Raw genomic sequence first — 26537 nt, forward strand, 5'->3', positions numbered from 1 at the left:
TCGATTTCTTTGCTCTTTGCTGCGATGATCGGAGAAAACCACGGGAAACTGTGGTTTCCGCGGGAGATGCTAGTGGGAGAGATCGAATGCTTGGATGGGGAATAAACCGCGACAATCCGTCGTCCGCGAACACGCTCGATACCCTGGAAAAACTCGCGCCGAAACCAAAGTCAGCATTACCGGCCAACCGCATCGCGCTTGCGCTTGGCGGAGGGGCAGCACGCGGATGGGCGCATATCGGCGTGCTTCGTGCGCTTGATGAAGCCGGCGTCAAGATCGGGATGATTGCAGGCACGTCGATCGGGGCGCTCGTCGGTGGGTGCTATCTCGCCGGAAAGCTGAACGAACTTGAAGAATTTGCGCGTTCTCTCACCATGAGGCGCATCGCCGGCTTGTTGGACCTCACGATCGGCGGTAGCGGACTGTTTGGCGGTATGCGCCTGACCAAGCGGATGCAGGAGCATCTCGAGGGTCTCAATATCGAGGATCTCGAACATCCTTTTATCGCCGTCGCAACGGAATTACGCACCGGCCACGAAGTGTGGGTTCACCAGGGCAACCTGATCACCGCGCTTCGTTCATCCTATGCTCTGCCCGGTATATTCGAGCCGGTGCGCTGCAATGGCAGGACGTTGATCGATGGCGCCCTGGTCAATCCTGTCCCCGTATCGGTCTGCCGCGCCTATGAGCAGGCTCTCGTGGTGGCGGTCAACCTCAACTACGATATTTTCGGTCGCTCTGCGGTCGTGAAGCACGGCGCTGGTTCCGAACACGATCGAAGCGAAAGCCCAACACCCACTGCCGCGACGTCAAGAATAGGGCTTCCCGGTGTTATGGTTCAGGCGTTCAATATCATTCAGGACCGGATTTCGCGCGCACGGCTTGCTGGCGATCCGCCGGACTTGACCCTTCATCCGCGCATCAGCCATATCGGCCTTTCGGAATTCCATCGCGCTGCGGAAGCCATCGATCAAGGCTATGAGGAAACACGCTCCAGAATTCCTGAAATGAAGCGCATGCAACAGGTATTCCAACCATGAAGCAAAAGGCAGACCGAGCGGCCTGCCTCATATTTCATGCGTTGATCAGCCGGCGATATAAGCCTTGATGTGCGCCGCTTCGGTTTCGATCTCACCGATGCGCGCCTTGACCACGTCACCGATAGATATGATTCCGGCCAGACGACCATCGGCTTCAACAGGCAGGTGACGGAACCTGCCGCCCGTCATCGTTTCCATCAGATCGTCGGTGGTTGTTTCCTCCGTGCAGCGTGTGACGTTCTTGGTCATCACGTCGGCAACACGCGTCTCCAAGGCGGCGGAAGCCTTGGCGGCGACAGCGCGAACCAGATCGCGTTCGGTGAAAATACCAAGAACTGCGCCATTATAATCCGTCACCACCACGGCTCCGATACGATGCTCATAAAGCGTCACGGCAGCATCGGCCAGCGTCATATCCGGGTCGACCGTGACGACCTCTCGTCCTTTGAGATCCAGAATTTCTTTGACAAATATCGGCATGCATACCTCCCTTTTTCATTGCTGCCGGTTGTCCCTGCCCAGTCTCCTCCCGAACGCGAACCACCGTCAATGAATTTTTGCTCTGCCTGAGAGGGGAAAGCAACAGCCTTTTGAAATCTTATAGCCTCCGTTCGCCCATAAAGATTCGAAACCATTCAGACCGTTTCAATCGATGGAGCAGACTATAAATCGACCGGCTTGCGATCAAACAGCGCGAAGAAGAGGAAGCCGAAGAAGAAGCCGAATATGTGTGCGTCCCAGGCTACCGCGCCACCGACATCGCCAAAAAGAGGAACACCGAAAGCGACGATAATGTTACCGGCCAGCCACATGAGCGTGAAGATGAGAACTGTGCGGTTGGATAGAGCCTCAACGATGCCCTGGCGCGGCAACGTGTGCCCGAAGGCCGGGTGGTAGCGCTGTCCACGCGGCGGGAAGGCGAAGCGGCAGGCAGCTCCCATAAGTGCCGAAACGACGCCGGAGGCACCAATGAGAACAGTGACGCTTCCCCAGTCGAGCGCGGCATGACCGAAGGCGGACATCCCCGCCGAAACCACCCAGAACACCGCAAACCGTGCTGTACCGATACGGCGTGCAACAGGTGCTCCAAACGCCATAAGCCACAGTCCGTTGAACAGGATGTGCTCTACGCCACCATGGAGAAAGGAATAAGTCAGCGGCGTCCATAGCCACTCAAGCCCCTGTTGTGACAGCGGAACGGTGTAGCGCGCGGGTATGAAGCCGAAAGTAAAGACGAACTGACCATACATCTCGTCCGACATCAGATATGTCGAACCGGCCTGAAGGGCGATCATGAACCCCAACACAGCCACCAAGATAAAGGGAAGGTTGAAGACCGGTTGTTTCTGACGCGGTGGCGGCTGGTCTGATTGCTCTTGTTGTTCTCCACCTTCATGATGCGTCATTTGGTATTCCATTTCCTGTCGCGTGAGCCGATCAGACCATTATAGGAACCCTAACTCAAATAAAAGCGGGTGTGGCACGGTCGACCAGACCCGGTTGATAATCCTTGCCGCAGTCCAATGATTGCTGGTGATGCGGGATTAATCCGCAGATAAAGTCTGCCTGCTTCCGAAGTCTTTCCCGTGACAGAACAGTTGTGGATCAAAACGATACAGTCGATCCTGAATTTTGCCGATTAGGCGTGGCTATAACGCCCCGATATTGCTGTACAACACAACTGTCTGTTAACCCGCGCATAGTACACAGAGCTATTCTTCCACTCATGCAACATAGCGCAGGCCATGTTTTCAAATTTAGCTCATACTTACGCCCCAAAACCAGTCGACGTCGCCGAACCGCCGGTGAGCGTCGGTCTGCCTGGACGCTTGATGCTTCCAAATGAGGAGGAGTATGATTGCACCGCGACCGAAATGACCGCAGGAAGCGCCAGACTGACCTGCTTTGCCAGGCCGAGCCGCAATGACCGGATCATCATTTACCTGCAGCATATCGGACGCGTAGAAGGCAAGGTTACGCAACTCACGCCCGACGGATTCTGCATCGCCATAGCGGCGACGGAACGGAAGCGAGAAAAGCTTGCAGCGCAATTGGCATGGATCGCCAAGCGCCAGTCTCTTGGCCTGCCAGAAGACAGACGTCACGACCGTCTTACACCCCGCCACCCCAACGCCAGCTTGTTGCTGAATGACGGCAACACCGTTTCCTGCCGCATCATTGACCTTTCCCTTTCGGGTGCCGCAATCGAGATTGAAAATCGCCCTGCAATCGGTACGACCGTGCGGCTGGGAACGATGGGTGGCCGCATTGTCCGCCACTTCATGGAAGGTGTGGCGATCGAGTTCGATAGCATCCAGTCTCGAGACGCGCTGATCGAGTTTCTCTAACACATCCTCACGATCAACGTTTTACGACCGGCGACGACTGTTCGCCGGTTTTTTGATTCCTCGCGACATGCCTCATGTCCGGACCCGCCTGCGCATAATCATGGCGCATTCGGATCACGCGCCACTCGTGGAAGGCGCCCCCACTGCCTCGACAACTGCTTCAAAACGGGATTCTCAAAAAAATTCCGGAGAAAACGTACAAAAATTCTCACAAAATCTCTTCTTAAGCACAACTTTTGAATGATTTTATTTCAATCTCTCCACTAGAGAGTCATATTTTCATGGTTAACTATGAGTGTCACTCATCGCAAAACCATCTCTCAGGCTCTTATTTTGCCTTTCGTATTAACCCTGACTCGGCCCCAGCCTCCGAGAAAACGGGTGGTTTCCTCGCCGCTCCAAATTATTGAACTAACAGAAAAGCTAAAATTTAAATCAAAACAGCCTCAAAAACGCATCAAATAAGCCTTTGTTTTTGCTCAATTTAAGCTCGAATTTGAGCGCCGTTTTTTGCGTGCGATCAAAGTGTCGCTGGCATTGTCTTCCTCACAACGGGGAGACAAGATATGAAAAAATACAGCCGTTTGGGACTGACCGTATTAGCACTGACGATTGGCGCATTTGCCCCACAGGCAGAAGCGTCTCCAGGAGCTGCAATGCGGATCATTGGTAAAGCCAACCCGCCCATTGGGCATTATGAATTCTGCCAGACCTACCAGAGCGAATGTAAGCCGACCTCCGCCGACATGGGCCCGATGAAGCTGACGGAAGAGGCCTGGAAAACAATTCTGGACGTAAACTATACCGTCAACACGACGATTACGCCTGCAACGGACATGGAAATCTACGGCGTCGAAGAGCGGTGGGCTTATCCCACAACAGCCGGAGACTGCGAGGATTTCGTGCTGCTGAAGCGCAAGATGCTGATGAGCAAAGGCATCGCGGCATCCAATCTGCTGATCACCGTGGTATTGCAACCAAATGGTTCAGGCCATGCCGTGCTGACCGTCCGGACCGATCGTGGCGATTTCATTCTCGACAATCTGCGCAACAAGGTCATGGACTGGTCCGAGACGGAGTACACGTATCTCAAGCGCCAGGACTCCTCCAATCCAGGCCGTTGGGTCAAAGTTCAGGATGGCCGCAACGTTAGTGCTGTTGCAGGCATCAACAACTGATGATGCAGCGATGACAGAGGTTCATGGCCGATCGCCTCACCCCGTGTCGATCGTGCCAAAAGCCGGCTCCGTTGCCCCCGGAGCCGGCTTTTCGTTTTCACCCTAGAGAAGCCCGAGTTCGGCAAGTTCACGCCGCAAGTCCGAGGGAAGATCTTGTGAAAGATCACTGCCCGCAAGATCACGCGGCGCTTCCTCATCCTTGAGATAGCGCCATCCCTGAAACGGCCGCTTCGGCGCCGGCGAGGTCTCGATCACTTCCGGCCCGAGAATGAGATCGCATCGCGTAATTCCGTCTGCGCCTGTGAAGGAGCGAATATCAAGAAGCTTCTGGCGCGCCTGTACCTGCCCCTTGATCACCCAATAGAGAGAGCCTTCTTCCAACAACTCTTCAACCCGTTTAGGGATCATGCGCGTGGTGTGGACGCTGTGCGGCTCAAGTCCAGCCGCGATTGCGGTAAGGGAGCGCTGAGATACCCATTCGCGAAGATCATCGATAGAGTCCGCGCCGACGCAAAGTTTAATCAGATGTAGAGCCATGCCGCCTATCAATGCCGTTTCGACGGACGCGTCAAGCGCCCGTCAAAAAGATGACAATGCTAACGTCAACATTCCACGACATTGACCGCAAGGCCACCGGTCGAGGTCTCCTTGTACTTCTCGCTCATGTCGTTGCCGGTCTGACGCATGGTCTCGATACAGGCGTCGAGCGGAACGAAGTGTTCGCCATCGCCCTTGAGTGCGAGAGACGCAGCCGTGACAGCCTTCACCGCGCCTAGCGCATTTCGCTCAATGCAGGGAACCTGCACCAGCCCGGCCACCGGATCGCACGTCATACCGAGGTGATGTTCGAGCGCGATTTCCGCAGCGTTCTCAACCTGAGCAGGAGAGCCCCCCATAACGGCTGCAAGGCCGGCGGCTGCCATTGCGGCGGCGGAACCGACTTCACCCTGGCAACCAACTTCTGCGCCCGAAATCGATGCATTGTGCTTGATAATGCCGCCGATTGCTGCTGCCGTGAGGAGAAAGTCACGAATGTCCTCGACAGAAGCATCCTCGTGGAAATGGCGAAAGTAGCGTACAGTCGCAGGCACGACGCCAGCTGCGCCATTGGTCGGCGCCGTGACGACCCGACCGCCCACGGCGTTTTCCTCATTAACCGCCATCGCGTAGACGCTCAGCCAGTCATTAGCGAGAACCGGGTTCAGCCTGTTGCTGCGCCATTCAGCATTGAGCTTGTCGTGAATGGAGCGCGCCCGGCGGCGAACCTTGAGCCCGCCGGGCATAATGCCCTCGCCTTTCAAACCACGTTCGATGCAACCATTCATGGCCTCCCAGATCTGGTCCAGGCGCATGTTCAAGGTTTCGCGGCTCATCACCGTTTCTTCGTTGGCGCGCTTCATCTGAGCAATGGTGCGGCCCGAGCGCGAGGCCATGTCCAGCATCTCTTTGGCCGTGGAAAAGGGATATGGCACCTTGGGGCCGTTATCGACGGTCTTGCCGCGCTGACGCGCAGCCTCGAGTTCTGTGTCGGTCACCACAAAACCGCCGCCTACGGAATAGTAGATGCGCTTCAACAGCATCCGGCCCTGATTGTCATAGGCGGAAAACGTCATGCCATTGGCGTGGCCGGGAAGCGGGTTCTTCTTATCGAAGATCAGATCCTCGTCTGGCCGAAAAGCGTAGGACGGATGGCCAGGCGGCGTAACGCGACCTTCGCGCTCGACTTCGGCAATGATACCATCCATGGCGTCCGGATCGACCTGATCGGGTTTTTCACCCGTCAGACCCAGCACGACCGCCCTGCCCGAACCGTGGCCAATGCCGGTGAAAGCAAGCGAGCCATGCAGACTGACCTTGATCGCCGAGATCGTTGCACCGGAAGGACGCGGCCAGTCATCAGACAATATCAGATCAAGAAACCGATTGGCGGCCGACATGGGCCCCATCGTGTGAGAACTGGAAGGGCCGATGCCGATTTTGAACACGTCGAAGACGGAGAGAAACATTCTGGTATGCCCTATGTATAGACCTATTGGCGCGAGTTTATCGGAACCTCGCGCCACGAACCATACCGAAAAGCGGCCAAAACTGTGTCGGAAGCGCTATGGCAACATTCTGCCATCGCCAAAAGAAAACAGCGCGGCTCTTGGGAGAGTCCACGCTGTTCTGTAAAAAACTTTTTAAAAAGTGAGATGCTTATGGCGTACCGAAAAGATAGGTCAATGCGAGAAATGCGGCAAAGCCTGCAAGCGCGCGCAACGTAACGCCCCAGCAAGATTTCTGAGCGGTTTCTTCCATGATTACTCCAGCGTGTTCACTCTACGGTGGCTTTTGCAGCGCGTCCCGTTGCGCTACCATTTATTAAAAATGTGTGACGAAGGCAATTGCAAAAAAAGGCTAAACCAAGGCGAATCCGGTAAGCTGCCATACGTTGAGTGCATAGGTCTAAGAAAAAACAATCGCTTACCAATACACTCTTCCAGCAGCGTTTGAGGACGATGTCTCAATTCGGTCCAAAGTGTAAATAGCGAAGATATTATGTGGCTTCTTCCCTCAAGCATACTGCCGCGCATGGCATGGGCAGCTTGAAATACGCCGGTCTGTAGCTTACCCAAATTGATACTTAAATCAGAGCGGGGAATCATGCAGAGCGCGTCGTCAACCTTTCCGGATCGAGAAACAGTCGCCTCGAAGATCGCAACGCTTGGAGCAGAAGACCAGGCGTGGCTGACACTGCTTCTGGAAAATCCGACTCAGGACGAAGCCCTTCTTGAAGGGCTGTTGATTTTTCTCGACCGGGAAACCCAGTCGCGTTTCCTCAACGCTCTCAAGCTGGAAAAATGCGGCAAGTGGTTTGGAGGAAACGCCCCTGCCCGGCTTCAGATTCGTTTGCATGAAATTGCCAAGAGCAGCCAGCATCCCGCTTATGCGTCTTTCAGGGCTGGCGTAGCAAAGTCTGGCGGGCTGGAAAAGGCTTACCCCAAAGCACCGCTATAAATCCGGCACGCGATCCACGACAGCGATGATCGGTCCCATTGGAAAAAGATCGTCTCTTCTTCCAATGGCTGGAATGGTGACGCTCGAAATAGTGCCGTCGAGATAAAGTGCATTTGGCGTGTTCAGCCTGTCTCGAAACAAAGTGGCAAAGTCGTAAAAGCGCACCGGCTTTTCCGATATGACGAAATGCACGATACCATCAGGTGAGACTCCTACCCCATTGCGTCGCTTAAAGCTGTCGCTGTCGGGAAGAAAACGCGGATGGAGCTTACCGTCTATCACCAGCATCGGACCTGACTGCGTTGCAAATTGGGGCCGGAGATCGGTGTTGAGATAAGCGCTGGTTTCGGCAACGCCTGCCTCGCCATCGGTGATGAAGAATACTCCATTGGGCTGCATGTGAAAGTTTCCCCATCCGCCACTGGTGCTGATCCGCGTTTTCTCAGTCCCGTTCTCGATGAACAGACCGACCGGAGACATATCGTTGTGATACATTCCGCCATTCATCCCAAAGACCATGAAGCGGTGCTGACGCCATAGGGCTGAAGAAAGCGCGGCGAAGCTGCCATAGGATGCAGCGCTTACCTCGTCACGACTGTAGATCCTTATATCGGACTTCCGCGGATCGAAACTGCAGACTGTATAGGCAGCCCCGGCATGGTCGATTCGCTGGCAGTAGCTCGGTAATTCGGTACCGTTTACCTCAGAAGCAAAAAATAACGACAAAAAATATATTACAAAGCGGCGCATGTTTCCCCTTGGCGCAAGTACAGAATCGTCGTTTCTATTGCTGGGGCGCTAAAAGCGCTGCAGGAAAAAACGAACAGACAGAATCTTTCCAGACAGTCTTTCCGTCTGAATTGAGGCCGCATCATTACAATCAGACAACAAATGCGTCCCGCCTCATGACGGTGCGGGTATTTATTAAGGGCGATGATAAGGCTCGAACATATCATCAGGGGTTCAGACAATGCCAATCATTACGTTTGCAAATACCAAAGGCGGCGCAGGAAAAACAACGGCTGCCGTGATCATCGCCAGCGAGCTAGCGCGGCAGGGACACCGCGTCACACTTCTGGATGCCGACCCACAGAGATGGGCATCGAGGTGGCACGGTCTCACCAAGCCTCAGAAGAATCTGTCCGTGATTTCCGACGTGACTGACGACACAATCGAAAGCCACATCAAGGACAGCAAGAAACGCGGTGGCTATATTCTGATCGATCTGCCTGGCGGACAATCGCCCGTTTTGGCGAAGGCGATCGGTTTTGCCAACCACGTTTTCATTCCGGTTCAGGGCTGTGCGATGGATGCAGTGGGTGGAGCCCAGGTGCTTGGTCTCCTGAAGGACCTCGCCGACCAGTGCGATATCCACATTCCGCATTCAGTGATTCTCACGCGTATCAGTCCAATCATCACCACACGATCAATGCAGGCGGTTAAAACATTGCTGGCCGAGAGGATGGTGCGAGTGTTGAATATGCCGCTCGTCGAACGCGCTGCCTATCGCGACATGTTCGTCACTGGCGGTGCTCCGCATATGATGAACCCTGAACGGGTCAGCAATCTGGATAAGGCGTGCGAGAATGCCCAAGCTCTTGCCGTCGAGGTCCTTAGCCTCGTCCCACCTAAGGCCATATCGGCGAAATCGGTGAAGGCTGCCGGCACAAAAGGCGCAGGTTCGAAGCTCGCCAAGAAAGCTGCCTGAACCATAAACGAAAAAGCCGACGAGCGATCGTCGGCTTTGTACGCTCACGTTGATTGCGATATCAACGGCGCGCTGCGTGATCCACTCGGCGTCCAGCATCCTGCGTCGCATCCACGGCGTTTGCCGTATCGCGGCCCATACCGCGGATGGTGTTGCCACAAGAACTCAAGGTCGCGACCGTAACAAGAATAGCAGCAACGGTTGCAAAAGCACGTGTCGTCATATTGATATACTCCCCTAAGGCCTGCACGGTGCAGGCGTCATCCTAGACGGATGATCAACGCCGCGATGCAAAAGCAGTTCCAGCCATTTTCAAAAAAACGTGAGCGCTAAACCTTCACGAACTTAAGCGGCGGGCGCGACCTGCGCAACATCGCGAAAGGCATTGCGAATGCTGTCGGCGACCGCCTGGATCGGACGCGACACCTTGTCGGTCATGATCAGGCGAATGTCAAAGCTGCCAAGCGGTGGCAACCCTTCCTTCTCGCCCAGGATGACCATATCGTTCTGAATGTAGGACCTTGGCAATGGAGCAATCGCGAGATCGGCTTCGATTGCCGCTCTCTGGGCAAGGGTGTGGCCACTCAAATATGCCACGCGATAGGGTCGGCTACGCTTTTCCAATGCGTTGATCGCTTCGGATCGCCAGATGCAACCGTCCTCCCATATAGAAATCGGCAAAGGCTCTCGGAGATGTGCAGTTCCACATTTTGCCCCCGCCCAAACCAATCTTTCGCGCATCAGAACTTCACCCGTGTCTCTCAGCGGATGTGAAGCGCAATTTACCAGCGCCAGGTCAAGCCGTTGCTCATCCACGCGCTTATATAGCTGCGAACTGGAATCGATCGTGACATCGACCATGATTCCTGGAAAGGCTTCGGCAAAGCGCTTTAAAATGCCAGGCAGTAGACCACGCTGGCCAAGATCGTCAGGCGCTCCTAGCCTCACTACACCAGACAATTCCGGCATGACGAACCGAGACACGGCCTCGTTCGACAGCGCAATCATTCGTCTTGCATAGGTCAGCAGGGTTTCGCCATGGGCCGTCAGCGTCACAGATCGAGCATCACGCAAAAAAAGCGTGGTCTTCAACTGCTCCTCAAGTTTCTTGATCTGCATTGACACGGCGGATGGCGTGCGGAACACGGCTTCCGCCGCGGTCGAGAAATTGCCCGTCTCTGCAATCGCCACGAATGTTCGCAGAATGTCATTGTCAAGCAAGGGAAGCGGCTGGCGAAATGAAACAGTCATGACCGTGTCCGTCAATTTTTCTGAATGATATATCGATATCATTTCGTTTGATTGAATGTCAAGCCAACGCCATTCTGTTCATCCAGCAGAGCCGAACCCACCTGCCCATCTGAATATCGCAACACAAAATATCATGAGTAGCATCACTGCCATTCAATTGATTGATGACTCGTCGGTGCGCATAGCTGTTCTGTCACCGACACTGAAACAAAGGACTATTGAAATGACGATGATAATCCAGCACGAGGAAAGCGGCAGTTCGCTTCGCCTGCGCTCTCCTCAATGGCTCTTAGGCCTTAAAGAACTTGCGTTTCGTCTTCACGCATCATGGCGGCAAAGGCAAAACCGTCGCGTCCTCGAAAGCTTGCCCATGGATACATTGAAGGACATTGGATGGCCCGTGAACGACACCATCCGCCGTTGAGCAGTAACCGCTTAAACAGCACACATAAAAAGCAATGAGTGGCTCGCCGGATGTTCCCGCGGGCCATTTTTTTGCAGCGCGGAACAAAGGCGCAAGACGTCAGTTTCCCCATGTCACTTCATCATGAGGAAATCCATGCCCCAGTTTGGCTCCAGCATTCGGCCCGGCGACTTTACTCGCCTGGGCGCCAATTTCGATGGCGAAGGCGTAAACTTCGCACTTTTCAGTGCCTGCGCCGAAAGGGTCGAACTCTGCCTTTTCGATGACACAGGAAACACTGAAATCGAGCGCATTACGCTGCCTGAATTCACCAACGAAATCTGGCACGGCTATATCCCAGGCTTGAAGCCCGGCGCGTTGTATGGCTACAGGGTATATGGGCCTTACGATCCGGAAAACGGTCATCGTTTCAATCCGAACAAGTTGCTGGTCGATCCTTACGCGCGGGAAGTTGTCGGCGAGATTGAATGGGGTCAGGAGCAATTCGGATACGACCTTAACAGCGAAGACAAGGATATGTCCTTCAACGAGGCCGACAGCGCATCCAAGATGCCAAAGTGCCGCGTGATCGACCCCAAAGACTATGACTGGAGCGGCGATAACCGGCCCAGTATTCCGTGGTCGAAGACCATCTTTTACGAAACCCATGTGAAGGGTTTCACCAAGCTGCATCCCGCTCTGCCTGAAGAGTTGAAGGGGACCTATGAGGGCCTCGGTCACAAGGGCGTCGTTGACTACATTAAAACCCTGGGCATCACGTCTATCGAACTACTGCCGATTCACTATTTCCCTGATGATTCCCATCTTCTGGATAAGGGTCTGAAGAACTTCTGGGGTTACAACTCGCTCGCGTTCTTTGCGCCGGCTTCCCGCTATTACGGCCCACGGGCGATGGCTGGCTTTCGCGATATGGTGCGTGCCTTTCATGACGCCAATATCGAGGTCATTCTCGATGTCGTCTATAACCACACCGCGGAAGGAAACGAACTCGGCCCGACCCTTTCCTTCAAAGGCATAGACAACTTCTCCTATTACCGTACCCTGCCCGACCAGCCGCGCTACTACATCAACGACACTGGCACCGGAAACACGGTCAATACATCTCATCCGCGCGTTCTTCAGCTTGTGACCGACTCTCTCCGTTACTGGGCCGAAGACATGCATGTCGACGGATTTCGCTTCGACCTCGGCACCATTCTCGGTCGTGAACCAGAAGGCTTCGATCAAAGGAGCGGTTTCTTCGATGCGGTGGGCCAAGACCCAGTACTGTCGCGCCTGAAGCTCGTTGGCGAGCCTTGGGATATCGGGCCTGGCGGTTACCAGGTCGGCGGCTTCCCTCCCGGCTGGGCAGAGTGGAACGACAAGTACCGAGACACTGTGCGCGAATATTGGAAGGATGAGGATGGCACGGCGGGTGACTTCGCTGCGCGCGTACTCGGTTCAGGCGATGTCTATGACCTGCGCGGACGCAAGACCTGGGCCAGCGTCAACTTCATTACCGCTCATGACGGCTTTACTTTGAACGACCTCGTTTCTTACAATGAGAAGCACAATGAGGCGAACGGCGAAGACAACAAGGACGGTCACAGCGACAACCGCAGTTTCAACTACGGCGTCGAAGGTCCGACGGACGACGAAGGTATCAACGCTGTGCGTGATCGCCAGAAACGCAATTTTCTGGCAACGCTTCTCCTGTCCCATGGCACACCGATGATCCTTGCCGGCGATGAATTCGGGCGCAGCCAAATGGGGAACAACAACGGCTATTGCCAGGACAGCGATCTGAGCTGGGTGCATTGGGAAGGGCTGCCGGAAAGCGCCGACACCCTCCGTGACTTTACTCGCCGCCTCATAGAATTGCGCCAGTCGCATTCAGTCCTTCGCCGTGACAGCTGGCATGACGGCACTCACGTGACATGGCTGAACCCTGGCGGCGGTGAGCAGAAGCCGGAACATTGGGAAGATCCTGGCAGCACGACACTTGGTCTGCGGCTCAGCCGCGAAAAGTCGTCCGATAGCGAGGAGTGGAACGATGTGCTTATCCTGTTCAACCCGCATGATGGCGATGTCGAGTTTAAGCTTCCGGAAGTAGAGCATGGGTGGACCACGGAGTTGACGACGGCCGATCCAGCGGTCCATGGCAATCAGATCGCCAATTCGCAGACCTATACGATGGAGGGTCGCAGCTTGATACTGCTGCGCGCGGCCTGATCGACCTGATCTTGTAAGCCATCGCAGAAGTCGGAGCACCGCTCCGGCTTCTTTTTTTGCCTATCATTAGGTTCGCGAGCCCGACTGGCCGGTAGTTCCCTACTCTTGGCTCATGCTTGCGAGGACCCGACGCACAGCAAAAAGAAGCAGCGTCGTGCAACAGCTTTGCGCAGTTTTGCTCAGGCACGAACGAGACGAAACCCGCGCCGCTTCTTCATAAGTTTCGCCTTGGCGGCAATGGTCGAGCGTAAGGCGAACAGGATGTCGTCGAAATGATAGGGCTTACTGAAAAAGCGCGCGTCTGCTGGAAGTGTCAGCCCGTCAGGGCCATGCCCTCCTGAGGTGACCACCACTGCGATCTGGTGCTGTGATTTGTCGAGAATTTCAACAAGATCAAGTCCGGTCAGTCCACCGGGCATATCGATATCTGTGACCACAGCCGCGATATGCTCCACCTTGCCGATGATGCCGACGGCTTCCAAAACGTTGGAAGCCTCCAGCACGCAGTAGCCCTTTTCTTCCAAGGCATCTACGAGCGCAAATCGAATAATGGGTTCGTCCTCAACGACCAATACCGTCAGGCCAGCTTCCTGCATACGCAATACTCCGCTTTAAGCTTAAACGGTCAGCTTTTGGCTAGGCCGTTACCTGCTGTGGCACCCAAGAACGGCGGCAATTCGACCTCCGCCGTCCCATCTTTGTCAACAGAACGCGCAATTGGGCGACAAGGGTGAAAGCATGCGGGACAAATTTGAAAACAATATTAATAAAATGCAAAACATCGTGGGCTCGCATGTCTCAAACCAGATATTGGCTTTTGTCAACCTCACCTCGCGACATGTTTTTTTGACATGGACCTGTAGATGTCGTACCCATCCATCAAGATGTCGCACCAGGAACATAACTAGACGCTTTTCCAAGCAAGAAATTGTTATTCCGCAAAATGGAGCATGGTCATAATGAGCAAAACTCCCAAGAAGCGTTCAATTGTATTTTTCATGGTTCCCCAGTTCACGATGTTGCCTTTTACGGCGGCAGTGGAAACGTTGCGTATCGCCAATCGTATGCTGGGTTACGATGCCTATGAGTGGCGCTTGGCCTCTCTCGATGGGCAGAAAGTCATTTCGTCCAGCGGGATCGCTCTTGAAGCAAACACCTCTCTTGCCGATGAGCGCAAGTGCATCAGCGGCGAGAACCGCCCGAGCATGGTTCTGGTCTGTTCCGGGATTGATATCGACCAATATGCCAACAAGTCGGTAAACGCCTGGTTGCGTGAGGTCAACAATCGCGGAATTGCCGTTGGCAGCCTCTGTACGGGCGCACATGTGCTTGCCCAGGCGGGACTGCTGAATGGCAAGCGCTGTGCGATCCACTGGGAGAATCTTCCTGGCTTCTCGGAAGCCTTCCCGCAGGTGGAGGTCTATGCAGATCTCTATGAGATCGACGGCAACATCTATACCTGTGCCGGTGGTACGGCTTCCCTGGATATGATGCTCAACCTGATCGGGCAGGATTTCGGCGACAATCTCGTCAACCGGGTCTGCGAGCAACAGCTGACGGATCGCGTGCGCAATCCTCACGATCGTCAGCGTCTGCCGCTTCGCGCCCGTCTCGGCGTCCAAAACGACAAAGTTCTGTCGATCATCGAACTCATGGAAAGCAACCTGTCCGAGCCGCTTTCCCTTCTCGACATTGCTGAGGACGCCGATCTTTCGCGCAGGCAGGTAGAACGGCTTTTCCGCCAGGAAATGGGCCGCTCTCCTGCACGCTACTACCTTGAGATCAGGCTTGATCGAGCACGTCATCTTCTGGTGCAGTCGGCCATGCCGGTGGTGGAAGTCGCGGTTGCCTGCGGTTTCGTCTCTGCCTCGCACTTCTCCAAGTGTTATCGCGAAATCTACAATCGCACACCGCAACAGGAACGTGCGGAGCGCAAACTTGTGATCAGTGCCTCGAGAATGCTGACAGCCAGCCAGGGCAAGGCAGCCCACTGAGATCTCTGGAGCGTTTCTGTTTTAAACAGAGGCGCTCGGGCCACGTAAGCAGATCTACAACATATTCAATACCGGAAAAAACAAGGCCCGCTTCAGCGGGCCTTGTCGTTTTATTTTGCAAAGATATCGAGACCGCTGCCCCATGGACCGTGAGGCTTATCCATACCGTCCGTACGCTCGAAGCCATGCGCGCCAAAAAAGTCGCGCTGCGCCTGGATGAGGTTTGCCGTGCCACGGCCACGGCGATAGGCATCGAAGTAGCCAAGCGCCGATGCGAGAGCCGGAACCGGTAGTCCAGACAGGATCGCATGCGAGACGACGTGGCGAAGCGGCGAATCCGTGTCTTGAACCATCTTGGAGAAAGCTGGCGTGACGATCAGGTTTGCGACATGCGGATCTTTGGTGAAGGCGGATGTGATCTCATCCAGGAACTGCGAGCGTATGATGCAGCCAGCGCGCCAGATGCGAGCGATGGTCGGCATGGGCAGGTTCCAGCCGAACTCCTTGGAGGCTGCGGCCATCACGGCAAAGCCCTGTGCATAAGCGCCGATCTTAGCGGCGAGAAGCGCATTTTCGAGATCGTCGATGAAGGCTTGCTTGTCCGCCGGTGCGGCAAGAGCCTTCGGAAGGCCGAAGATTTTCTCTGCAGATTCGCGCTCAGCCTTCTGGGAAGACAGGATACGCGCGGCAACCGCGGCTTCGATTGCTGTCGCGGCGACGCCCATATTCTGTGCTTCGATGACAGACCACTTACCGGTGCCCTTCTGTCCTGCCTTGTCGAGGATCAGATCAACCATCGGCTTGCCGCTGATAGGATCGGCGGCGCGCAGCACCTTCTCCGTGATTTCAATCAGGTAGGAGTTCAAGCGGCCCTTGTTCCACTTGCCAAAGACGTCAGCAATTTCACCGGCACTGAGCTTCAGGCCGTCCCGCAAGATGCCATAGATTTCAGCAATCATCTGCATATCGGCATATTCGATGCCGTTGTGGATCGTCTTGACGAAGTGACCGGCGCCGTCATTGCCGAGCCACGCCACGCACGGATCATCGTTGTATTTGGCAGAAATGGACGTCAACACCTTTTCGACGCGCTTCCAGCTTTCCTCGGTGCCGCCAACCATGATCGACGGACCATGACGTGCTCCTTCTTCGCCACCGGAAACACCCATACCGATGAAGGTCAGGCCACTATCCTTGAGATTGTCGAAACGGCGGATCGTATCGCGGAAATTGGCGTTGCCCGCATCGATCATGATGTCGCCGTTCTCGAGATAGGGTTTTAGAATTTCCATCTGCTGATCGACAGGTTCACCAGCCTTGATCATGATGATGATCGGGCGTGGCGGGCGAATGGCGGCAACGAAGTCCTCGATAGTTTCACAAGGGATGATCTGCCCCTGCAAATCGCCTGCTTCGGCATAGAACTTCTTCGTTGCTTCCGGGGTCCGGTTGAAAACGGCAATCTTGTTGCCTTTTTCCGCGATGTTGAGCGCCAGGTTCGAACCCATAACGCCAAGACCGATCAAACCGATTTCTGCCTGTTCCACGGATGTGTCTCCATTTTGCATTTGATGGCGCCTGTTTTGGCACTCTAACCTGCAAACGGCAAGGCGACAGCGGATCTAAACGGTTAAATTTTGATGACGCTGGTTGCTCCGTCGAAGTGCTTTATTCGCATTGGGTAAAGTGCAAATGTCAGACCAGAGGTTTATCATCGCCATCTTCCAGCGCCCGCCAGGCAGAGCCGTCCATATCCTCATACTGGCCGCTTTTTAGTGACCAAAGGAAGGCGAATAGACCAAGGCCGCCCAGAAAAAACGCCACTGGAATGAGATAAGCGAGCATGTTCATGCGGTCTGGGCCCCTTTTGTCATGGATAGATCGGTATCATTCGCAGGGATTTTGCGGGCCGTTCTTCGTTCAAATCCGCTGAGGCGTAACGCGTTCGTCACGACAATGATCGACGATGTCGACATGGTAATCGCCGCGATCATCGGTGTCGCAAGACCTGCGAGCGCGATTGGGACGGCAATGATGTTGTAGCCGATCGCGAGCGCGAAGTTCTGCCGTATCAGCCGGTCTGCCCGGCGCGATACGTCCACAGCAAAGACTATCGAACGCAGATCCTCGCGCAGGAAGACGAAGTCGGCTGCCTGGCGCCCGATGTCCGCCGCCGATGCCGGAGCGATTGAAACATACGCCGCAGCAAGCGCCGGGGCGTCGTTAATCCCGTCTCCCACCATCAGAACCTTTCGATCTGCGGCGGCCAGTTCTTCACAACGACGCGCCTTGTCGACAGGGGTAAGGCCGCCATGCCAGCGCTCGATCCCAAGCTTTTTTGCCAGAACATTCACGGCGGCCGGCCTGTCTCCAGAAACGATCTCCGGGTCCACCCCCAGGCGTGACAAGGCCGTAACAGTCTGAGCGGTGCCGGGCCTTATTCGATCCTCGAAGCGGAAGCAGGCAAGTTCGTCACCGTTCAGCGACAATACGACTTCCGACGATGCATCGGCGGTCGCCTGGTTTGAACCTGCTGGACAGCAAAAGCGTCTGCTGCCGAGCCGGTAAAAACCTCGCTCCATTTTCGCCTCGACCCCGCACCCCGGCACTTCCCGAGTATCGAGGAAAACCGGCAGAGCACCGCTTACAGATGCGTAAAGCGCCCGAGACAGGGGATGACGGGAATTGGCCGCGAGCCCGGCTGCAATCCGCAAAGCCTCTTGCGAAATCTCCATGCCATTGATCAGACGGGGCCGACCGAGTGTCAGAGTGCCTGTCTTGTCGAAAAGCACGGTGTCCGCCTCGGCCAGCCGCTCCATGGCCGAACCGTCCTTGACCATGATGCCATTCTTGAACAGTTCACCTGCTGCCACGACCTGCACAACGGGAACAGCCAGGCCGAGCGCGCATGGGCAGGTGATGATGAGAACGGCGATGGCGATCAACATCGCCTGTTTCCAATCTCCGCCCAATACGCCCCACGCGACGAAAGACACCAGGGCGAGAAGGTGGACGACTGGCGAATAATATTGCGCAGCGCGGTCTGCCAGACGGCGGTAGCGCGCCCTGTCCCCTTCGGCAGCTTCCATCAGGCCGATGATTTCCGCAAGGAAGGAGTCACGTGCAAGTGCCGTTGCCTTTAGCGTCAGGGGCCCGGTGAGGTTCAACGTACCCGCCTGAATATTATCGCCGGGGTGGACGATCCTGGCTGCGCTTTCGCCGTTGACTATGGACATGTCGAGATCGCTGCTACCGGTTACGATCACTCCGTCCACCGGCACTCTCTCACCTGCGGTCACAAATACGACGTCACCTGGCACCAGTTCGGCAACCGGGCGATATTCACGCGTGTCGTCAGCCAGTATCACCATCGCGCCGCGTGGCGAAAGCCTTGCCAGACCGGCAACGGCCGACCGAGCGCGATCGCGCATAACATGATCGAGCGTACGGCCAATCAGTAGAAAGAACAGAAGAGAGACAGTAGCATCGAACCAGGCGTGACTACCGCTCTGCATGGTTTCCCACAGGGACACAGCATAAGAGAGCGTAATCGCCAGGGCAATCGGCACATCCATGTTGGTGCGTCTATGCCGCAACGCATTATAAGCGGAGTGGTAGAAGAACCGGCCACCATAGATCAGAGCGGGCGCTGCAATCAGCGCGGATATCCAGTGAAACATATCCCGAGTTGCGGCATCCGCACCCGACCAGACCGATACCGACAGCAGCATGATATTGGCTGCGGCAAATCCGGTAAGACCCACGGCACGAATCAACTGGTTTCTCAAGGCGTCCGATGCGTCTTCAGCGCTCCCAAACAGATGCGCTTCATATCCCGTCGAGGCGATGGCTTTTGCAAGATCACCGGGATCTGTCCGAACGGTGCCCGTCTCTTCCCGCCAAACGATACAAACCCGTTTTGAAGACAGGTTGACGCGTGCTCGCTCCACCTCAGGCATTTTTTTCAAGGTGGTCTCGATCATGGTGATGCAGGTGCCGCAATGGACGCCTGGCACGGACAGATCGATCTGCCGCAGTCCATGCCCCAGACTGCGACTTGCCAGCATCATCTCCTCGGACGACGGTAATGTGTTTCGCAATCCGGCCTGGTCGAGAGTGCCTTCTGCTCCAGGAGCGCAGCAGCTCATCTCACACCTCCGGCGATATCGATCCGGCTGCCTTCATGAACGATGATATTACCATCCTTGACGGCAACAGCCTCGACGATCCAATCACCCGCTGCGAGCTGGTGGTGGGCTGAAAACCGGTTCGAGGACTGCTTCTCCAGCACGAGCGAAAAGTCCTGCTTCTCTCCAACTGGGCGACGGAAATTCAGCGTCACCGAGTCCGTATCGACCGGTCCCTTTGTAGGATGGGTCACCTCGTAAGCGATCTCTTCCCCCTGCAGTTCAAGACGACCCACGATTCCGCTTGCCTTACGCGCCTTGGCAGCTTCCGCCTTGCCGTTGAACTGCTGGCTGGCGACATAGGTGTTCTGCGCCACAAGGCCGCTCCAGCTGGAAACCGCATTCCACGCCATGGTGACATTGACGGCAATCACCGTGCCAAAGAATAGCACCATGACGGTGAGCATGTGCCAGCCGGTGAAGACGAAGCCCGGCTTTTCCTGTCTGTCTGTATTCATTTTCTGGCTCCCGGCGCGTTGAAGACAGCTCTGTAATTGGCGCTCTCTGCATTTTCGGCATCTGCTGCGATGAAGTTGAAGGCGGTGGCGGGCTTTTCATCACCGGCGGGCATGGTGACGAAGAGCTTCAGACTCGTCACCTCATCCGGCTTGACCTTAATATCTAAGCTGCGCGCAGCGTCGTCTGAAAGGCCGTTGACCTTCATCACCGCACCGGGCAACCCCTCCAGCGACAGCGTGATGGTGCGTGGCTGGACGATCATGTTGAGAAGCCGCACGGTATAGCCGTTTCGGATGGAACCATCCGATTCCAGCACATATTGCGGATTGCGGTCATGGATAACGTTGACCGCAAGGCGTTCGCGTGTTGCAAGTGTGACCAGCATCACGACACCGACGAGACACCAGACAGTCATGTAGAAGATCGTGCGCGGGCGGAAAATGATGCGCCAGTCGAAATGGCGGATAGAATTGACAAAGCTGCCGTCATGGTTGCGGACGGCACCGGGGCGAATGGCATGCGCACCTCCGCCGGTCGCAAGCGCCATGTTTGCATCATATTCCTGTAGCGTGGCGTAAGCGATCAGGCCACGCGGCTTGCCCACCTTGTCCATGACACCGTCGCATGCGTCGATGCAGAGCGCACAGGTAATGCATTCCAACTGCTGACCATCGCGAATATCGATTCCCATGGGACAGACGGCAACGCACGCATTGCAGTCCACGCAGTCCCCCACAGGCTCACCGGCAGCAAGCACTTTCTTGGCGTGGCGCGAACGCGGTTCGCCGCGCCAGTCATTATAGGTCACCACAAGCGAATACTCGTCCAGCATCGCGCCTTGGATACGGGGCCAGGGGCACATGTACGTGCAGACCTGTTCGCGCATCAATCCGCCGAAGACATAGGTCGTGGCCGTCAAGATCGCCGCGGTGTAGTAGGCGACCATCGGTGCTTGACCCGTCACGAACTGCTTGAGGAGCGTTGGGGCATCTGCGAAATAGAATATCCACGCCCCACCTGTCAGCACACCGATAACCAGCCAGGTCAAATGTTTGGCAACACGTTTGCCGAGCTTCTGGGCGCTCCAAGGCGCGGCATCAAGCTTCATTCGTGCGTTTCGGTCGCCTTCTATCGCGCGCTCGACAACCAGAAAGAGATCGACCCAGACCGTCTGCGGACACGTATAGCCGCACCAGGCGCGACCGACAGCCGAGGTAAGCAGGAACAGCCCGAAACCTGCCATGACCAGCAGCCCCGCGACGTAGTAGAATTCCTGTGGCCAAATTTCGATAAAGAAGAAGTAGAACCGTCTGCTGCCGATATCGATGAGCACGGCTTGATCAGGTGCATAAGGTCCTCGATCCCAACGGATCCATGGAGTCAGATAATAGATGCCGAGCGTGATCAGCATGACGATCCACTTGAACCGGCGGAACTTTCCCTCTGCCCGCTTGGGAAAAATCTTCTTGCGCGCTTCGTAGAGCGGCTTTCTGTTCTTGGCAGAATTGACCGGCTCGGCATTCAGCCTCTCGACTGGCTCAGAGCCATTCCCGGTGTTGCCGACGGTATAAAGGTTCATGATCGCAAGGTCCGTTTCTGTCCTTGCGTTTTGGCATTTCGAGGGTTCATCATCCTTGACTTAGGTCAAGCAGGGACAAAGTGGCGCAGGCACTGTGGATTGGAGAGGTAGGATGGCGACGATGATTTCACGGATCGTCCACACGACGATCGACCGGCCATGGCGGGATGTTTATGCCTTTGCCTCGGACATACAGAAAATGCCGCTGTGGGCCGCGGGTTTAGCAAGCGGGCTGAGGCAGGACGGGGAGGACTGGATCGCCTCCGGTCCTTTGGGCGACGTCCGAGTTCACTTCGCTAAACCAAACGACCTCGGCGTCATCGACCACGTGGTCATGCTTCCAGATGGCATTGATGTCTAGAACGCGCTACGGGTGACACCAATCGGTGACGGGGCGGAAGTAACGTTTACCGTCCTGAGATTGCCTGGCACGACCGATGCCGATCATGAGCGTGATGCAGCCGCCGTCATGGCCGATCTGAAAATGTTGAAATACATTCTTGAAAAGAGCGAAGGAACCGTATGAGCAGCCGCAACAACAGGATCGACTACATCGAGTTCAACGTCGGCGATATCGAGGTCTCGAAGGCCTTTTACGGTAAAGCATTTGGATGGACCTTCAAAGATTATGGTGCTGCCTATTGCGAGTTTTCGGATGGCCGTCTCACAGGCGGCTTCACCACCACGGCGCCTGTGAATGCTAAAGGCGGTGCGCTCGTTATTCTTTTTGCCGATGATATCGAGGCTGCGCGAACACGCGTTGAGGATGCCGGCGGAAGAATTACGGTGCCGATATTCAACTTCCCCGGTGGACGGAGGTGCCACTTCGAAGACAAAGACGGCTACGAACTTGCGGTCTGCTCCGATCAATAGAGAGAGAGGGGCCGCATCGCGCGCCCCCTCCATCTTGACTTCATCTATTCACCACCACCAAGCGAATGGACGAAGAGCGCGAGTTGCTTGACGGTCGTATCACCTAGGCGCTCGCCCCAGGCCGGCATGACACCGTGCTTGGGTGCGCGAATTTGAGCGACGATGCCCTCCTCGCCACGTGCCTTCAGCCAGATCGCATCGGCAAGATTGGGAGCACCCATATCGCGGTTGCCCTTGGCATCCGCACCATGGCAAGAAGCGCAATTGTCGGCAAAGATCTGCTTGCCGGGCTCGATGAGCGCTGGATCATGCGGCGTCCCGGTGAGGCTAACGACATAAGCCGCAACCGCCCGGATTTCGTCGCTCTTCAAGACGTCATCGAAGGCTGGCATCTCCGAGATACGTGTTTCTGAGTCCTCGGTAAAACGAATCCCATGGGTGATAGTGGTGTAGATGTCTTCGGCCTTGCCACCCCAAAGCCAGTCGTCGTCGTTAAGGTTGGGGTAGCCGTTGCCGCCTTCCGCACCGGAGCCATGGCACTGGACGCAATTGACCTTGAAGGCTGCAGCACCTCCCGCGACAGCAAATTGCATCAGTTCGCTGTTGGTCTGAATGTCCTCCAGCGACGAGGATGCGATCTTCTCCAGATAGGTGTTCTGGGCTGCCTTGGCATCGGCCATTTCGGTCGCCACGCTGGCGCGGCTGCTCCAGCCGAGAACGCCGTGCGTTGCTCCGCTAATCAGGGGCCAGGCGGGAAACGCAATGGTGTAACCGATAGCCCAGACGATGGTGGCGTAAAAAGTCCACACCCACCAGCGTGGCATGGGGTTGTTCAACTCACGGATGCCATCCCACTCATGGCCGGTGGTTTCGACGCCGCTGACCTTGTCTATGTGTTTATCCGACATGCTATCAGTCCTCCTTGAGAGGAATATTGGCGGCGTCCTTGGCGGTCTTACCGCCGCCGGGACGCAAGGTGAAGATGACGACGCAGAGGAAGAAGATCGTCATGACGAGCAGGCCCCAGCTATCGGCGAAGTGGCGCATGGCGGTATAGGTTTCCATCGCATATCCCCCTATCGATAGCCGGCTGCATCGTCATAAGTCGAGAAATCGACCAGCGTGCCGAGCATCTGCAGATAAGCGACAAGAGCGTCCATTTCAGTCAGCTTCGTCGGGTCGCCATCGAAATCGCCGATCTTCGCCTTGGGGTAACGCGCCTCCAGACCCGTCGTATCGGCATTGGGATCGGCCTGCGCCTTCATGTCGGCTTCGGCGTACTGTAGCATCTCGTCACTATAAGGCACGCCGACCGTGCGGTTTGCCTTGAGTTCCATGGCAACATTGGTCACCTGCAACGGCGTCGTCTTCAGGAACGCGTAGCTCGGCATGACCGATTCAGGCACCACGGAGCGCGGCGCCGTCAGGTGCTGGACGTGCCATTCATTCGAATAGCGGTCGCCCACGCGGGCGAGATCCGGCCCGGTTCTTTTGGAGCCCCACTGGAATGGATGGTCGTACATGCTTTCCGCCGCAAGGCTGTAATGACCGTAACGCTCCACCTCATCGCGGAAGGGCCGGATCATCTGGCTGTGGCAGACATAGCAGCCTTCGCGAATGTAGATGTTGCGACCCGCAAGCTCGAGCGGCGAGTAAGGCCGCATGCCCTCGACCTTCTCGATGGTGTTCTCCAGATAGAAAAGCGGCGCGATTTCGACGATGCCGCCAATCGAGACGACCGCCAACGATCCGACCAGAAGCAAGGTGGCGTTACGCTCGACAATGCCGTGTTTGTCCAGGATAGACATGATCGATCTCCTTACTCGGCAGGTTGCAGCTTGGGCGCTGCAGACTTGCCGGTGTTCTCTTCACGCATATGACCGAGAATGGTTCTGGTGATGTTGTAGGCCATGACGATTGCGCCGCTGAGGAACAGCAGGCCGCCCGTTGCGCGCAGCAGGTAGTATGGGAACATGGCGGCGACGGTTTCGGCAAAGGAATAGACCAGGAAGCCCTCAGCATCATATTCACGCCACATCAGGCCCTGCTGGATGCCGGCAACCCACATCGAGGCCGCGTAGACGACGATGCCGAGCGTGGCGAGCCAGAAGTGCCAGTTGACCAGCGCCAAACTGTAGAGCCGTTCGCGGTGCCACAGTTTCGGCACGAGGAAGTAGACGGCGCCGAAGGTGATCATGCCGTTCCAGCCAAGCGCGCCGGAGTGAACGTGACCGATGGTCCAGTCGGTGTAGTGGCTGAGCGAATTGACGGCCTTGATCGACATCATCGGCCCTTCGAAGGTCGCCATGCCGTAAAAGGCAACGGCCATGATCATCATGCGCAGGATCGGGTCTGTGCGCAGCTTGTCCCAGGCGCCCGAAAGCGTCATCAAGCCGTTGATCATGCCGCCCCACGAGGGCATCCAGAGCATGATGGAAAACACCATGCCGAGCGTCTGCGCCCAGTCTGGCAAAGCAGTGTAGTGCAGGTGGTGAGGACCGGCCCAGATATACATGAAGATCAGAGCCCAGAAGTGGATGATCGACAGGCGGTAGGAATAGACTGGCCGGTTTACCTGCTTGGGAATGAAGTAGTACATCATCCCCAGGAAGCCAGCCGTCAGAAAGAAGCCAACGGCGTTGTGGCCGTACCACCATTGTGTCAGAGCATCCTGCACGCCGGAGAAAACCGAGTAGCTCTTCACGCCCAGGAAGGAGACTGGAACCGCCAGGTTGTTGACGATGTGCAGCATCGCAATTGTCACGATGAAGGCAAGGTAGAACCAATTCGCTACATAGATATGCGGTTCCTTGCGGATGAAAATGGTGCCGAGAAAGGTGATCAGATAGGCGACCCATACGATCGTGAGCCAGATATCTACGTACCATTCAGGCTCGGCATATTCCCTGCCCTGCGTGATGCCAAGCAGATAACCGGTGGCTGCCATAACGATGAAGAGGTTGTAGCCCCAAAAGACGAACCATCCGAGATCGCCGCCAAACAGGCGCGCGCGGCAGGTGCGCTGCACCACATAGAAGGAGGTCGCAATCAGCGCATTTCCGCCAAAGGCAAAGATGACGGCAGATGTATGCAGCGGACGAACGCGACCAAAATTGAACCAGGGCTGGATATTGAGGTCAGGATAGGCCAGTTGGAGAGCGACGATGACACCCACCAGAAAACCGGCCACGCCCCAGAACATGGTGGCGATGACGCCATAGCGGATAACGTCGTCAAAATATTCACTCTTCTTGCGAGCCTGAACTGCGTGATCGACGGTTGCGAAGGAGACGCGTCGCAGCATCACGACCGTGCCGACCAGCAGCACGAAGAACAGCACCCACATATGCGCGGCGAAGAGATTGTCGTGAGCGAAGGCCGCCCCGAGCAAAGCGAGGAAGGCCCCCACGGCCACCATCGCTATTCCTATAGTAGAGTTCATTGTTGGCTTCCCCCAACGTCAAAGCAGATATGACGAGAAGCGAAGAAACCAGCTCGGAAGCGGCTAACATGCTTTCACGTCGATCGCAGCTTTGCCACCGTGACGGCCAAGCGACCTTGATCCAAATCAAGACCGCAGGTTGAAGTCGGAAACTGAAACACGACGTTCGATGTGGGATCGCGTGGCATGAACCAGCCGATATGCGTCCGTCGATGTGTCGACGGATTCATCCCTTCATTCTGAGGGGCAAACCGGCGGCAACGAAGTAGACCTCCGCTGCAATCGCGGCTATCTGCTGATGCAGCCTTCCAGCATAATCGCGAAACTCCCGAGCCATGCGATTGTCAGGCACGATGCCGAGGCCGACTTCATTCGATACGAAGATGATGTTTGCTCGGGCCTCGGCGGCATGGTCGATAAGCGGCTTAAACGCGGCTTCGACGTCCCGCCCCTCCTCCATCATCAGGTTCGTTACCCAGAGGGTGAGGCAATCGACCAAGATCGTATTGGATGCATGGTCAAGACTTTTCAGCGCTTCAGTGAGGTTCAACGGCTCCTCATGCGTGATCCAACGATCTCCGCGCTGGAGACGATGAGTTGCGATGCGAGACCTCATCTCGTCATCCCAAGCACGCCCTGTGGCGATGTAATGGGCTGGCCCCTCGGATGAAAGTACCATACGTTCTGCAAATGCGGACTTGCCGGAACGCGCACCGCCCAGCACAAGCGCAGCACGAGATATCTCGCTCATTCAGAACCTACAGGGCGGAGAAAGGTTACGAGCGATCCGGTCGCCAATACGGCGAATGCCGAAGGCCGAGACGGGACAGGCATGAAAAGAGAACG

General features: G+C 55.9%; 26 protein-coding genes and 1 pseudogene. 9 read left to right on the plus strand and 18 right to left on the minus strand.

What is annotated here, in order from left to right:
* Positions 1 to 86 precede the first annotated feature (86 nt).
* Positions 87 to 1040, plus strand: a complete 954-nt coding sequence (locus tag QZ862_RS13265; protein WP_296100482.1) for a patatin-like phospholipase family protein — start codon at positions 87 to 89, stop codon at positions 1038 to 1040.
* A 45-nt stretch (positions 1041 to 1085) separates the two neighbouring features.
* On the opposite strand, the gene QZ862_RS13270 is transcribed toward QZ862_RS13265, so the two are convergent.
* Positions 1086 to 1520: a CBS domain-containing protein gene (locus tag QZ862_RS13270; RefSeq protein WP_296016473.1), complete on the minus strand. Its 435-nt coding sequence runs from the start codon at positions 1518 to 1520 to the stop codon at positions 1086 to 1088.
* Positions 1521 to 1702: 182 nt separating this feature from the next.
* Positions 1703 to 2446: a rhomboid family intramembrane serine protease gene (locus QZ862_RS13275; RefSeq protein ID WP_296100483.1), complete on the minus strand. Its 744-nt coding sequence runs from the start codon at positions 2444 to 2446 to the stop codon at positions 1703 to 1705.
* 339 nt (positions 2447 to 2785) lie between these two features.
* On the opposite strand from QZ862_RS13275, the gene QZ862_RS13280 reads away from it, so the two are divergent.
* Both QZ862_RS13280 and QZ862_RS13285 read left to right on the plus strand, forming a co-directional pair.
* Complete coding sequence (locus tag QZ862_RS13280) at positions 2786 to 3388, plus strand: PilZ domain-containing protein (RefSeq protein ID WP_296100485.1); 603 nt, start codon at positions 2786 to 2788, stop codon at positions 3386 to 3388.
* A 566-nt stretch (positions 3389 to 3954) separates the two neighbouring features.
* Positions 3955 to 4566 carry a transglutaminase-like cysteine peptidase gene (locus QZ862_RS13285; RefSeq protein WP_296016481.1) on the plus strand — a complete coding sequence of 204 codons (612 nt, stop codon included), beginning with the start codon at positions 3955 to 3957 and terminating at the stop codon, positions 4564 to 4566.
* Positions 4567 to 4668: 102 nt separating this feature from the next.
* Here QZ862_RS13285 and QZ862_RS13290 read toward each other — a convergent pair whose 3' ends face one another.
* The gene (locus QZ862_RS13290) at positions 4669 to 5103 is read right to left on the minus strand and encodes a DUF1489 family protein (protein ID WP_296016485.1); all 435 of its coding nucleotides are present in this window, start codon (positions 5101 to 5103) and stop codon (positions 4669 to 4671) included.
* A gap of 65 nt (positions 5104 to 5168) precedes the next feature.
* Positions 5169 to 6572, minus strand: coding sequence for an L-serine ammonia-lyase (locus QZ862_RS13295; RefSeq protein WP_296081261.1), 1404 nt, complete (start codon positions 6570 to 6572; stop codon positions 5169 to 5171).
* Positions 6573 to 7209: 637 nt separating this feature from the next.
* Between QZ862_RS13295 and QZ862_RS13300 the strand changes: the two genes are divergently transcribed.
* Positions 7210 to 7563: a hypothetical protein gene (locus QZ862_RS13300; RefSeq protein ID WP_296036641.1), complete on the plus strand. Its 354-nt coding sequence runs from the start codon at positions 7210 to 7212 to the stop codon at positions 7561 to 7563.
* On the opposite strand, the gene QZ862_RS13305 is transcribed toward QZ862_RS13300, so the two are convergent.
* Complete coding sequence (locus QZ862_RS13305) at positions 7558 to 8313, minus strand: phosphodiester glycosidase family protein (RefSeq protein ID WP_296036644.1); 756 nt, start codon at positions 8311 to 8313, stop codon at positions 7558 to 7560. The genes QZ862_RS13300 and QZ862_RS13305 overlap by 6 nt on opposite strands.
* 220 nt (positions 8314 to 8533) lie before the next feature.
* On the opposite strand from QZ862_RS13305, the gene QZ862_RS13310 reads away from it, so the two are divergent.
* Complete coding sequence (locus tag QZ862_RS13310) at positions 8534 to 9271, plus strand: ParA family protein (protein WP_296100486.1); 738 nt, start codon at positions 8534 to 8536, stop codon at positions 9269 to 9271.
* A gap of 61 nt (positions 9272 to 9332) precedes the next feature.
* Here QZ862_RS13310 and QZ862_RS13315 read toward each other — a convergent pair whose 3' ends face one another.
* The gene (locus QZ862_RS13315; RefSeq protein WP_296018316.1) at positions 9333 to 9494 is read right to left on the minus strand and encodes an entericidin; all 162 of its coding nucleotides are present in this window, start codon (positions 9492 to 9494) and stop codon (positions 9333 to 9335) included.
* Between the two features lie 122 nt (positions 9495 to 9616).
* Positions 9617 to 10564 carry a LysR family transcriptional regulator gene (locus QZ862_RS13320; RefSeq protein ID WP_296036648.1) on the minus strand — a complete coding sequence of 316 codons (948 nt, stop codon included), beginning with the start codon at positions 10562 to 10564 and terminating at the stop codon, positions 9617 to 9619.
* A 517-nt stretch (positions 10565 to 11081) separates the two neighbouring features.
* Here QZ862_RS13320 and glgX point away from each other — a divergent pair.
* Positions 11082 to 13157 carry a glycogen debranching protein GlgX gene (glgX, locus tag QZ862_RS13325; protein ID WP_296100489.1) on the plus strand — a complete coding sequence of 692 codons (2076 nt, stop codon included), beginning with the start codon at positions 11082 to 11084 and terminating at the stop codon, positions 13155 to 13157.
* 179 nt (positions 13158 to 13336) lie between these two features.
* On the opposite strand, the gene QZ862_RS13330 is transcribed toward glgX, so the two are convergent.
* The gene (locus tag QZ862_RS13330) at positions 13337 to 13753 is read right to left on the minus strand and encodes a response regulator (RefSeq protein WP_296036652.1); all 417 of its coding nucleotides are present in this window, start codon (positions 13751 to 13753) and stop codon (positions 13337 to 13339) included.
* A gap of 363 nt (positions 13754 to 14116) precedes the next feature.
* Here QZ862_RS13330 and QZ862_RS13335 point away from each other — a divergent pair, with 363 nt between their 5' ends.
* Positions 14117 to 15151, plus strand: coding sequence for a GlxA family transcriptional regulator (locus tag QZ862_RS13335; RefSeq protein WP_296100490.1), 1035 nt, complete (start codon positions 14117 to 14119; stop codon positions 15149 to 15151).
* Positions 15152 to 15261: 110 nt separating this feature from the next.
* Here QZ862_RS13335 and gndA read toward each other — a convergent pair whose 3' ends face one another.
* The 5 genes from gndA to ccoG form a co-directional block, all read right to left on the minus strand.
* Positions 15262 to 16698, minus strand: coding sequence for an NADP-dependent phosphogluconate dehydrogenase (gndA, locus tag QZ862_RS13340; protein WP_296100493.1), 1437 nt, complete (start codon positions 16696 to 16698; stop codon positions 15262 to 15264).
* A 148-nt stretch (positions 16699 to 16846) separates the two neighbouring features.
* Complete coding sequence (ccoS, locus tag QZ862_RS13345; protein ID WP_296018330.1) at positions 16847 to 17002, minus strand: cbb3-type cytochrome oxidase assembly protein CcoS; 156 nt, start codon at positions 17000 to 17002, stop codon at positions 16847 to 16849.
* On the minus strand, positions 16999 to 19299 hold the full coding sequence (locus QZ862_RS13350; RefSeq protein ID WP_296100495.1) for a cation-translocating P-type ATPase: 2301 nt from the start codon (positions 19297 to 19299) through the stop codon (positions 16999 to 17001). The genes ccoS and QZ862_RS13350 overlap by 4 nt, the downstream gene beginning before the upstream one ends.
* Positions 19296 to 19796 (minus strand): FixH family protein, encoded by a 501-nt coding sequence (locus QZ862_RS13355; protein ID WP_296100496.1) that lies wholly within the window; start codon positions 19794 to 19796, stop codon positions 19296 to 19298. Before QZ862_RS13355 ends, QZ862_RS13350 begins: the two co-directional genes overlap by 4 nt.
* Positions 19793 to 21376, minus strand: coding sequence for a cytochrome c oxidase accessory protein CcoG (gene ccoG, locus QZ862_RS13360; protein WP_296100498.1), 1584 nt, complete (start codon positions 21374 to 21376; stop codon positions 19793 to 19795). The genes QZ862_RS13355 and ccoG overlap by 4 nt, the downstream gene beginning before the upstream one ends.
* A 112-nt stretch (positions 21377 to 21488) precedes the next feature.
* Here ccoG and QZ862_RS13365 point away from each other — a divergent pair.
* Together QZ862_RS13365 and QZ862_RS13370 are read left to right on the plus strand one after the other, a co-directional pair.
* Positions 21489 to 21902, plus strand: a pseudogene (locus QZ862_RS13365) (SRPBCC family protein).
* Complete coding sequence (locus QZ862_RS13370) at positions 21899 to 22249, plus strand: VOC family protein (RefSeq protein ID WP_296100500.1); 351 nt, start codon at positions 21899 to 21901, stop codon at positions 22247 to 22249. Before QZ862_RS13365 ends, QZ862_RS13370 begins: the two are co-directional and overlap by 4 nt.
* A gap of 44 nt (positions 22250 to 22293) precedes the next feature.
* Here the strand turns inward: QZ862_RS13370 and ccoP are convergent, their stop codons facing one another.
* From ccoP to cobU, 5 genes are all read right to left on the minus strand, one after another.
* Positions 22294 to 23157: a cytochrome-c oxidase, cbb3-type subunit III gene (ccoP, locus tag QZ862_RS13375; RefSeq protein ID WP_296081236.1), complete on the minus strand. Its 864-nt coding sequence runs from the start codon at positions 23155 to 23157 to the stop codon at positions 22294 to 22296.
* A 4-nt stretch (positions 23158 to 23161) separates the two neighbouring features.
* Complete coding sequence (locus QZ862_RS13380; RefSeq protein ID WP_296100501.1) at positions 23162 to 23314, minus strand: cbb3-type cytochrome c oxidase subunit 3; 153 nt, start codon at positions 23312 to 23314, stop codon at positions 23162 to 23164.
* 11 nt (positions 23315 to 23325) lie between these two features.
* Positions 23326 to 24057 (minus strand): cytochrome-c oxidase, cbb3-type subunit II, encoded by a 732-nt coding sequence (gene ccoO / locus QZ862_RS13385; protein ID WP_296081235.1) that lies wholly within the window; start codon positions 24055 to 24057, stop codon positions 23326 to 23328.
* A gap of 11 nt (positions 24058 to 24068) precedes the next feature.
* A complete protein-coding gene (gene ccoN, locus QZ862_RS13390; protein WP_296081233.1) occupies positions 24069 to 25691 on the minus strand; it encodes a cytochrome-c oxidase, cbb3-type subunit I in 1623 nt (540 codons plus the stop codon).
* A gap of 226 nt (positions 25692 to 25917) precedes the next feature.
* Positions 25918 to 26442, minus strand: a complete 525-nt coding sequence (gene cobU, locus QZ862_RS13395) for a bifunctional adenosylcobinamide kinase/adenosylcobinamide-phosphate guanylyltransferase (protein WP_296100503.1) — start codon at positions 26440 to 26442, stop codon at positions 25918 to 25920.
* Positions 26443 to 26537 lie beyond the last annotated feature (95 nt).

The sequence above is a fragment of the uncultured Agrobacterium sp. genome, from assembly GCA_913777615.1.
GTDB lineage: Bacteria > Pseudomonadota > Alphaproteobacteria > Rhizobiales > Rhizobiaceae > Agrobacterium.

Bases quoted from the DNA above. Each gene is read 5' to 3' on its own strand.
- QZ862_RS13265 (WP_296100482.1), top strand. From the start codon at position 87: ATGCTTGGATGGGGAATAAACCGCGACAATCCGTCGTCCGCGAACACG.
- QZ862_RS13270 (WP_296016473.1), bottom strand. From the start codon at position 1,520: ATGCCGATATTTGTCAAAGAAATTCTGGATCTCAAAGGACGAGAGGTC.
- QZ862_RS13275 (WP_296100483.1), bottom strand. From the start codon at position 2,446: ATGACGCATCATGAAGGTGGAGAACAACAAGAGCAATCAGACCAGCCG.
- QZ862_RS13280 (WP_296100485.1), top strand. From the start codon at position 2,786: ATGTTTTCAAATTTAGCTCATACTTACGCCCCAAAACCAGTCGACGTC.
- QZ862_RS13285 (WP_296016481.1), top strand. From the start codon at position 3,955: ATGAAAAAATACAGCCGTTTGGGACTGACCGTATTAGCACTGACGATT.
- QZ862_RS13290 (WP_296016485.1), bottom strand. From the start codon at position 5,103: ATGGCTCTACATCTGATTAAACTTTGCGTCGGCGCGGACTCTATCGAT.
- QZ862_RS13295 (WP_296081261.1), bottom strand. From the start codon at position 6,572: ATGTTTCTCTCCGTCTTCGACGTGTTCAAAATCGGCATCGGCCCTTCC.
- QZ862_RS13300 (WP_296036641.1), top strand. From the start codon at position 7,210: ATGCAGAGCGCGTCGTCAACCTTTCCGGATCGAGAAACAGTCGCCTCG.
- QZ862_RS13305 (WP_296036644.1), bottom strand. From the start codon at position 8,313: ATGCGCCGCTTTGTAATATATTTTTTGTCGTTATTTTTTGCTTCTGAG.
- QZ862_RS13310 (WP_296100486.1), top strand. From the start codon at position 8,534: ATGCCAATCATTACGTTTGCAAATACCAAAGGCGGCGCAGGAAAAACA.
- QZ862_RS13315 (WP_296018316.1), bottom strand. From the start codon at position 9,494: ATGACGACACGTGCTTTTGCAACCGTTGCTGCTATTCTTGTTACGGTC.
- QZ862_RS13320 (WP_296036648.1), bottom strand. From the start codon at position 10,564: ATGATATCGATATATCATTCAGAAAAATTGACGGACACGGTCATGACT.
- glgX (WP_296100489.1), top strand. From the start codon at position 11,082: ATGCCCCAGTTTGGCTCCAGCATTCGGCCCGGCGACTTTACTCGCCTG.
- QZ862_RS13330 (WP_296036652.1), bottom strand. From the start codon at position 13,753: ATGCAGGAAGCTGGCCTGACGGTATTGGTCGTTGAGGACGAACCCATT.
- QZ862_RS13335 (WP_296100490.1), top strand. From the start codon at position 14,117: ATGAGCAAAACTCCCAAGAAGCGTTCAATTGTATTTTTCATGGTTCCC.
- ccoS (WP_296018330.1), bottom strand. From the start codon at position 17,002: ATGAACATGCTCGCTTATCTCATTCCAGTGGCGTTTTTTCTGGGCGGC.
- QZ862_RS13350 (WP_296100495.1), bottom strand. From the start codon at position 19,299: ATGAGCTGCTGCGCTCCTGGAGCAGAAGGCACTCTCGACCAGGCCGGA.
- QZ862_RS13355 (WP_296100496.1), bottom strand. From the start codon at position 19,796: ATGAATACAGACAGACAGGAAAAGCCGGGCTTCGTCTTCACCGGCTGG.
- ccoG (WP_296100498.1), bottom strand. From the start codon at position 21,376: ATGAACCTTTATACCGTCGGCAACACCGGGAATGGCTCTGAGCCAGTC.
- QZ862_RS13370 (WP_296100500.1), top strand. From the start codon at position 21,899: ATGAGCAGCCGCAACAACAGGATCGACTACATCGAGTTCAACGTCGGC.
- ccoP (WP_296081236.1), bottom strand. From the start codon at position 23,157: ATGTCGGATAAACACATAGACAAGGTCAGCGGCGTCGAAACCACCGGC.
- QZ862_RS13380 (WP_296100501.1), bottom strand. From the start codon at position 23,314: ATGGAAACCTATACCGCCATGCGCCACTTCGCCGATAGCTGGGGCCTG.
- ccoO (WP_296081235.1), bottom strand. From the start codon at position 24,057: ATGTCTATCCTGGACAAACACGGCATTGTCGAGCGTAACGCCACCTTG.
- ccoN (WP_296081233.1), bottom strand. From the start codon at position 25,691: ATGAACTCTACTATAGGAATAGCGATGGTGGCCGTGGGGGCCTTCCTC.
- cobU (WP_296100503.1), bottom strand. From the start codon at position 26,442: ATGAGCGAGATATCTCGTGCTGCGCTTGTGCTGGGCGGTGCGCGTTCC.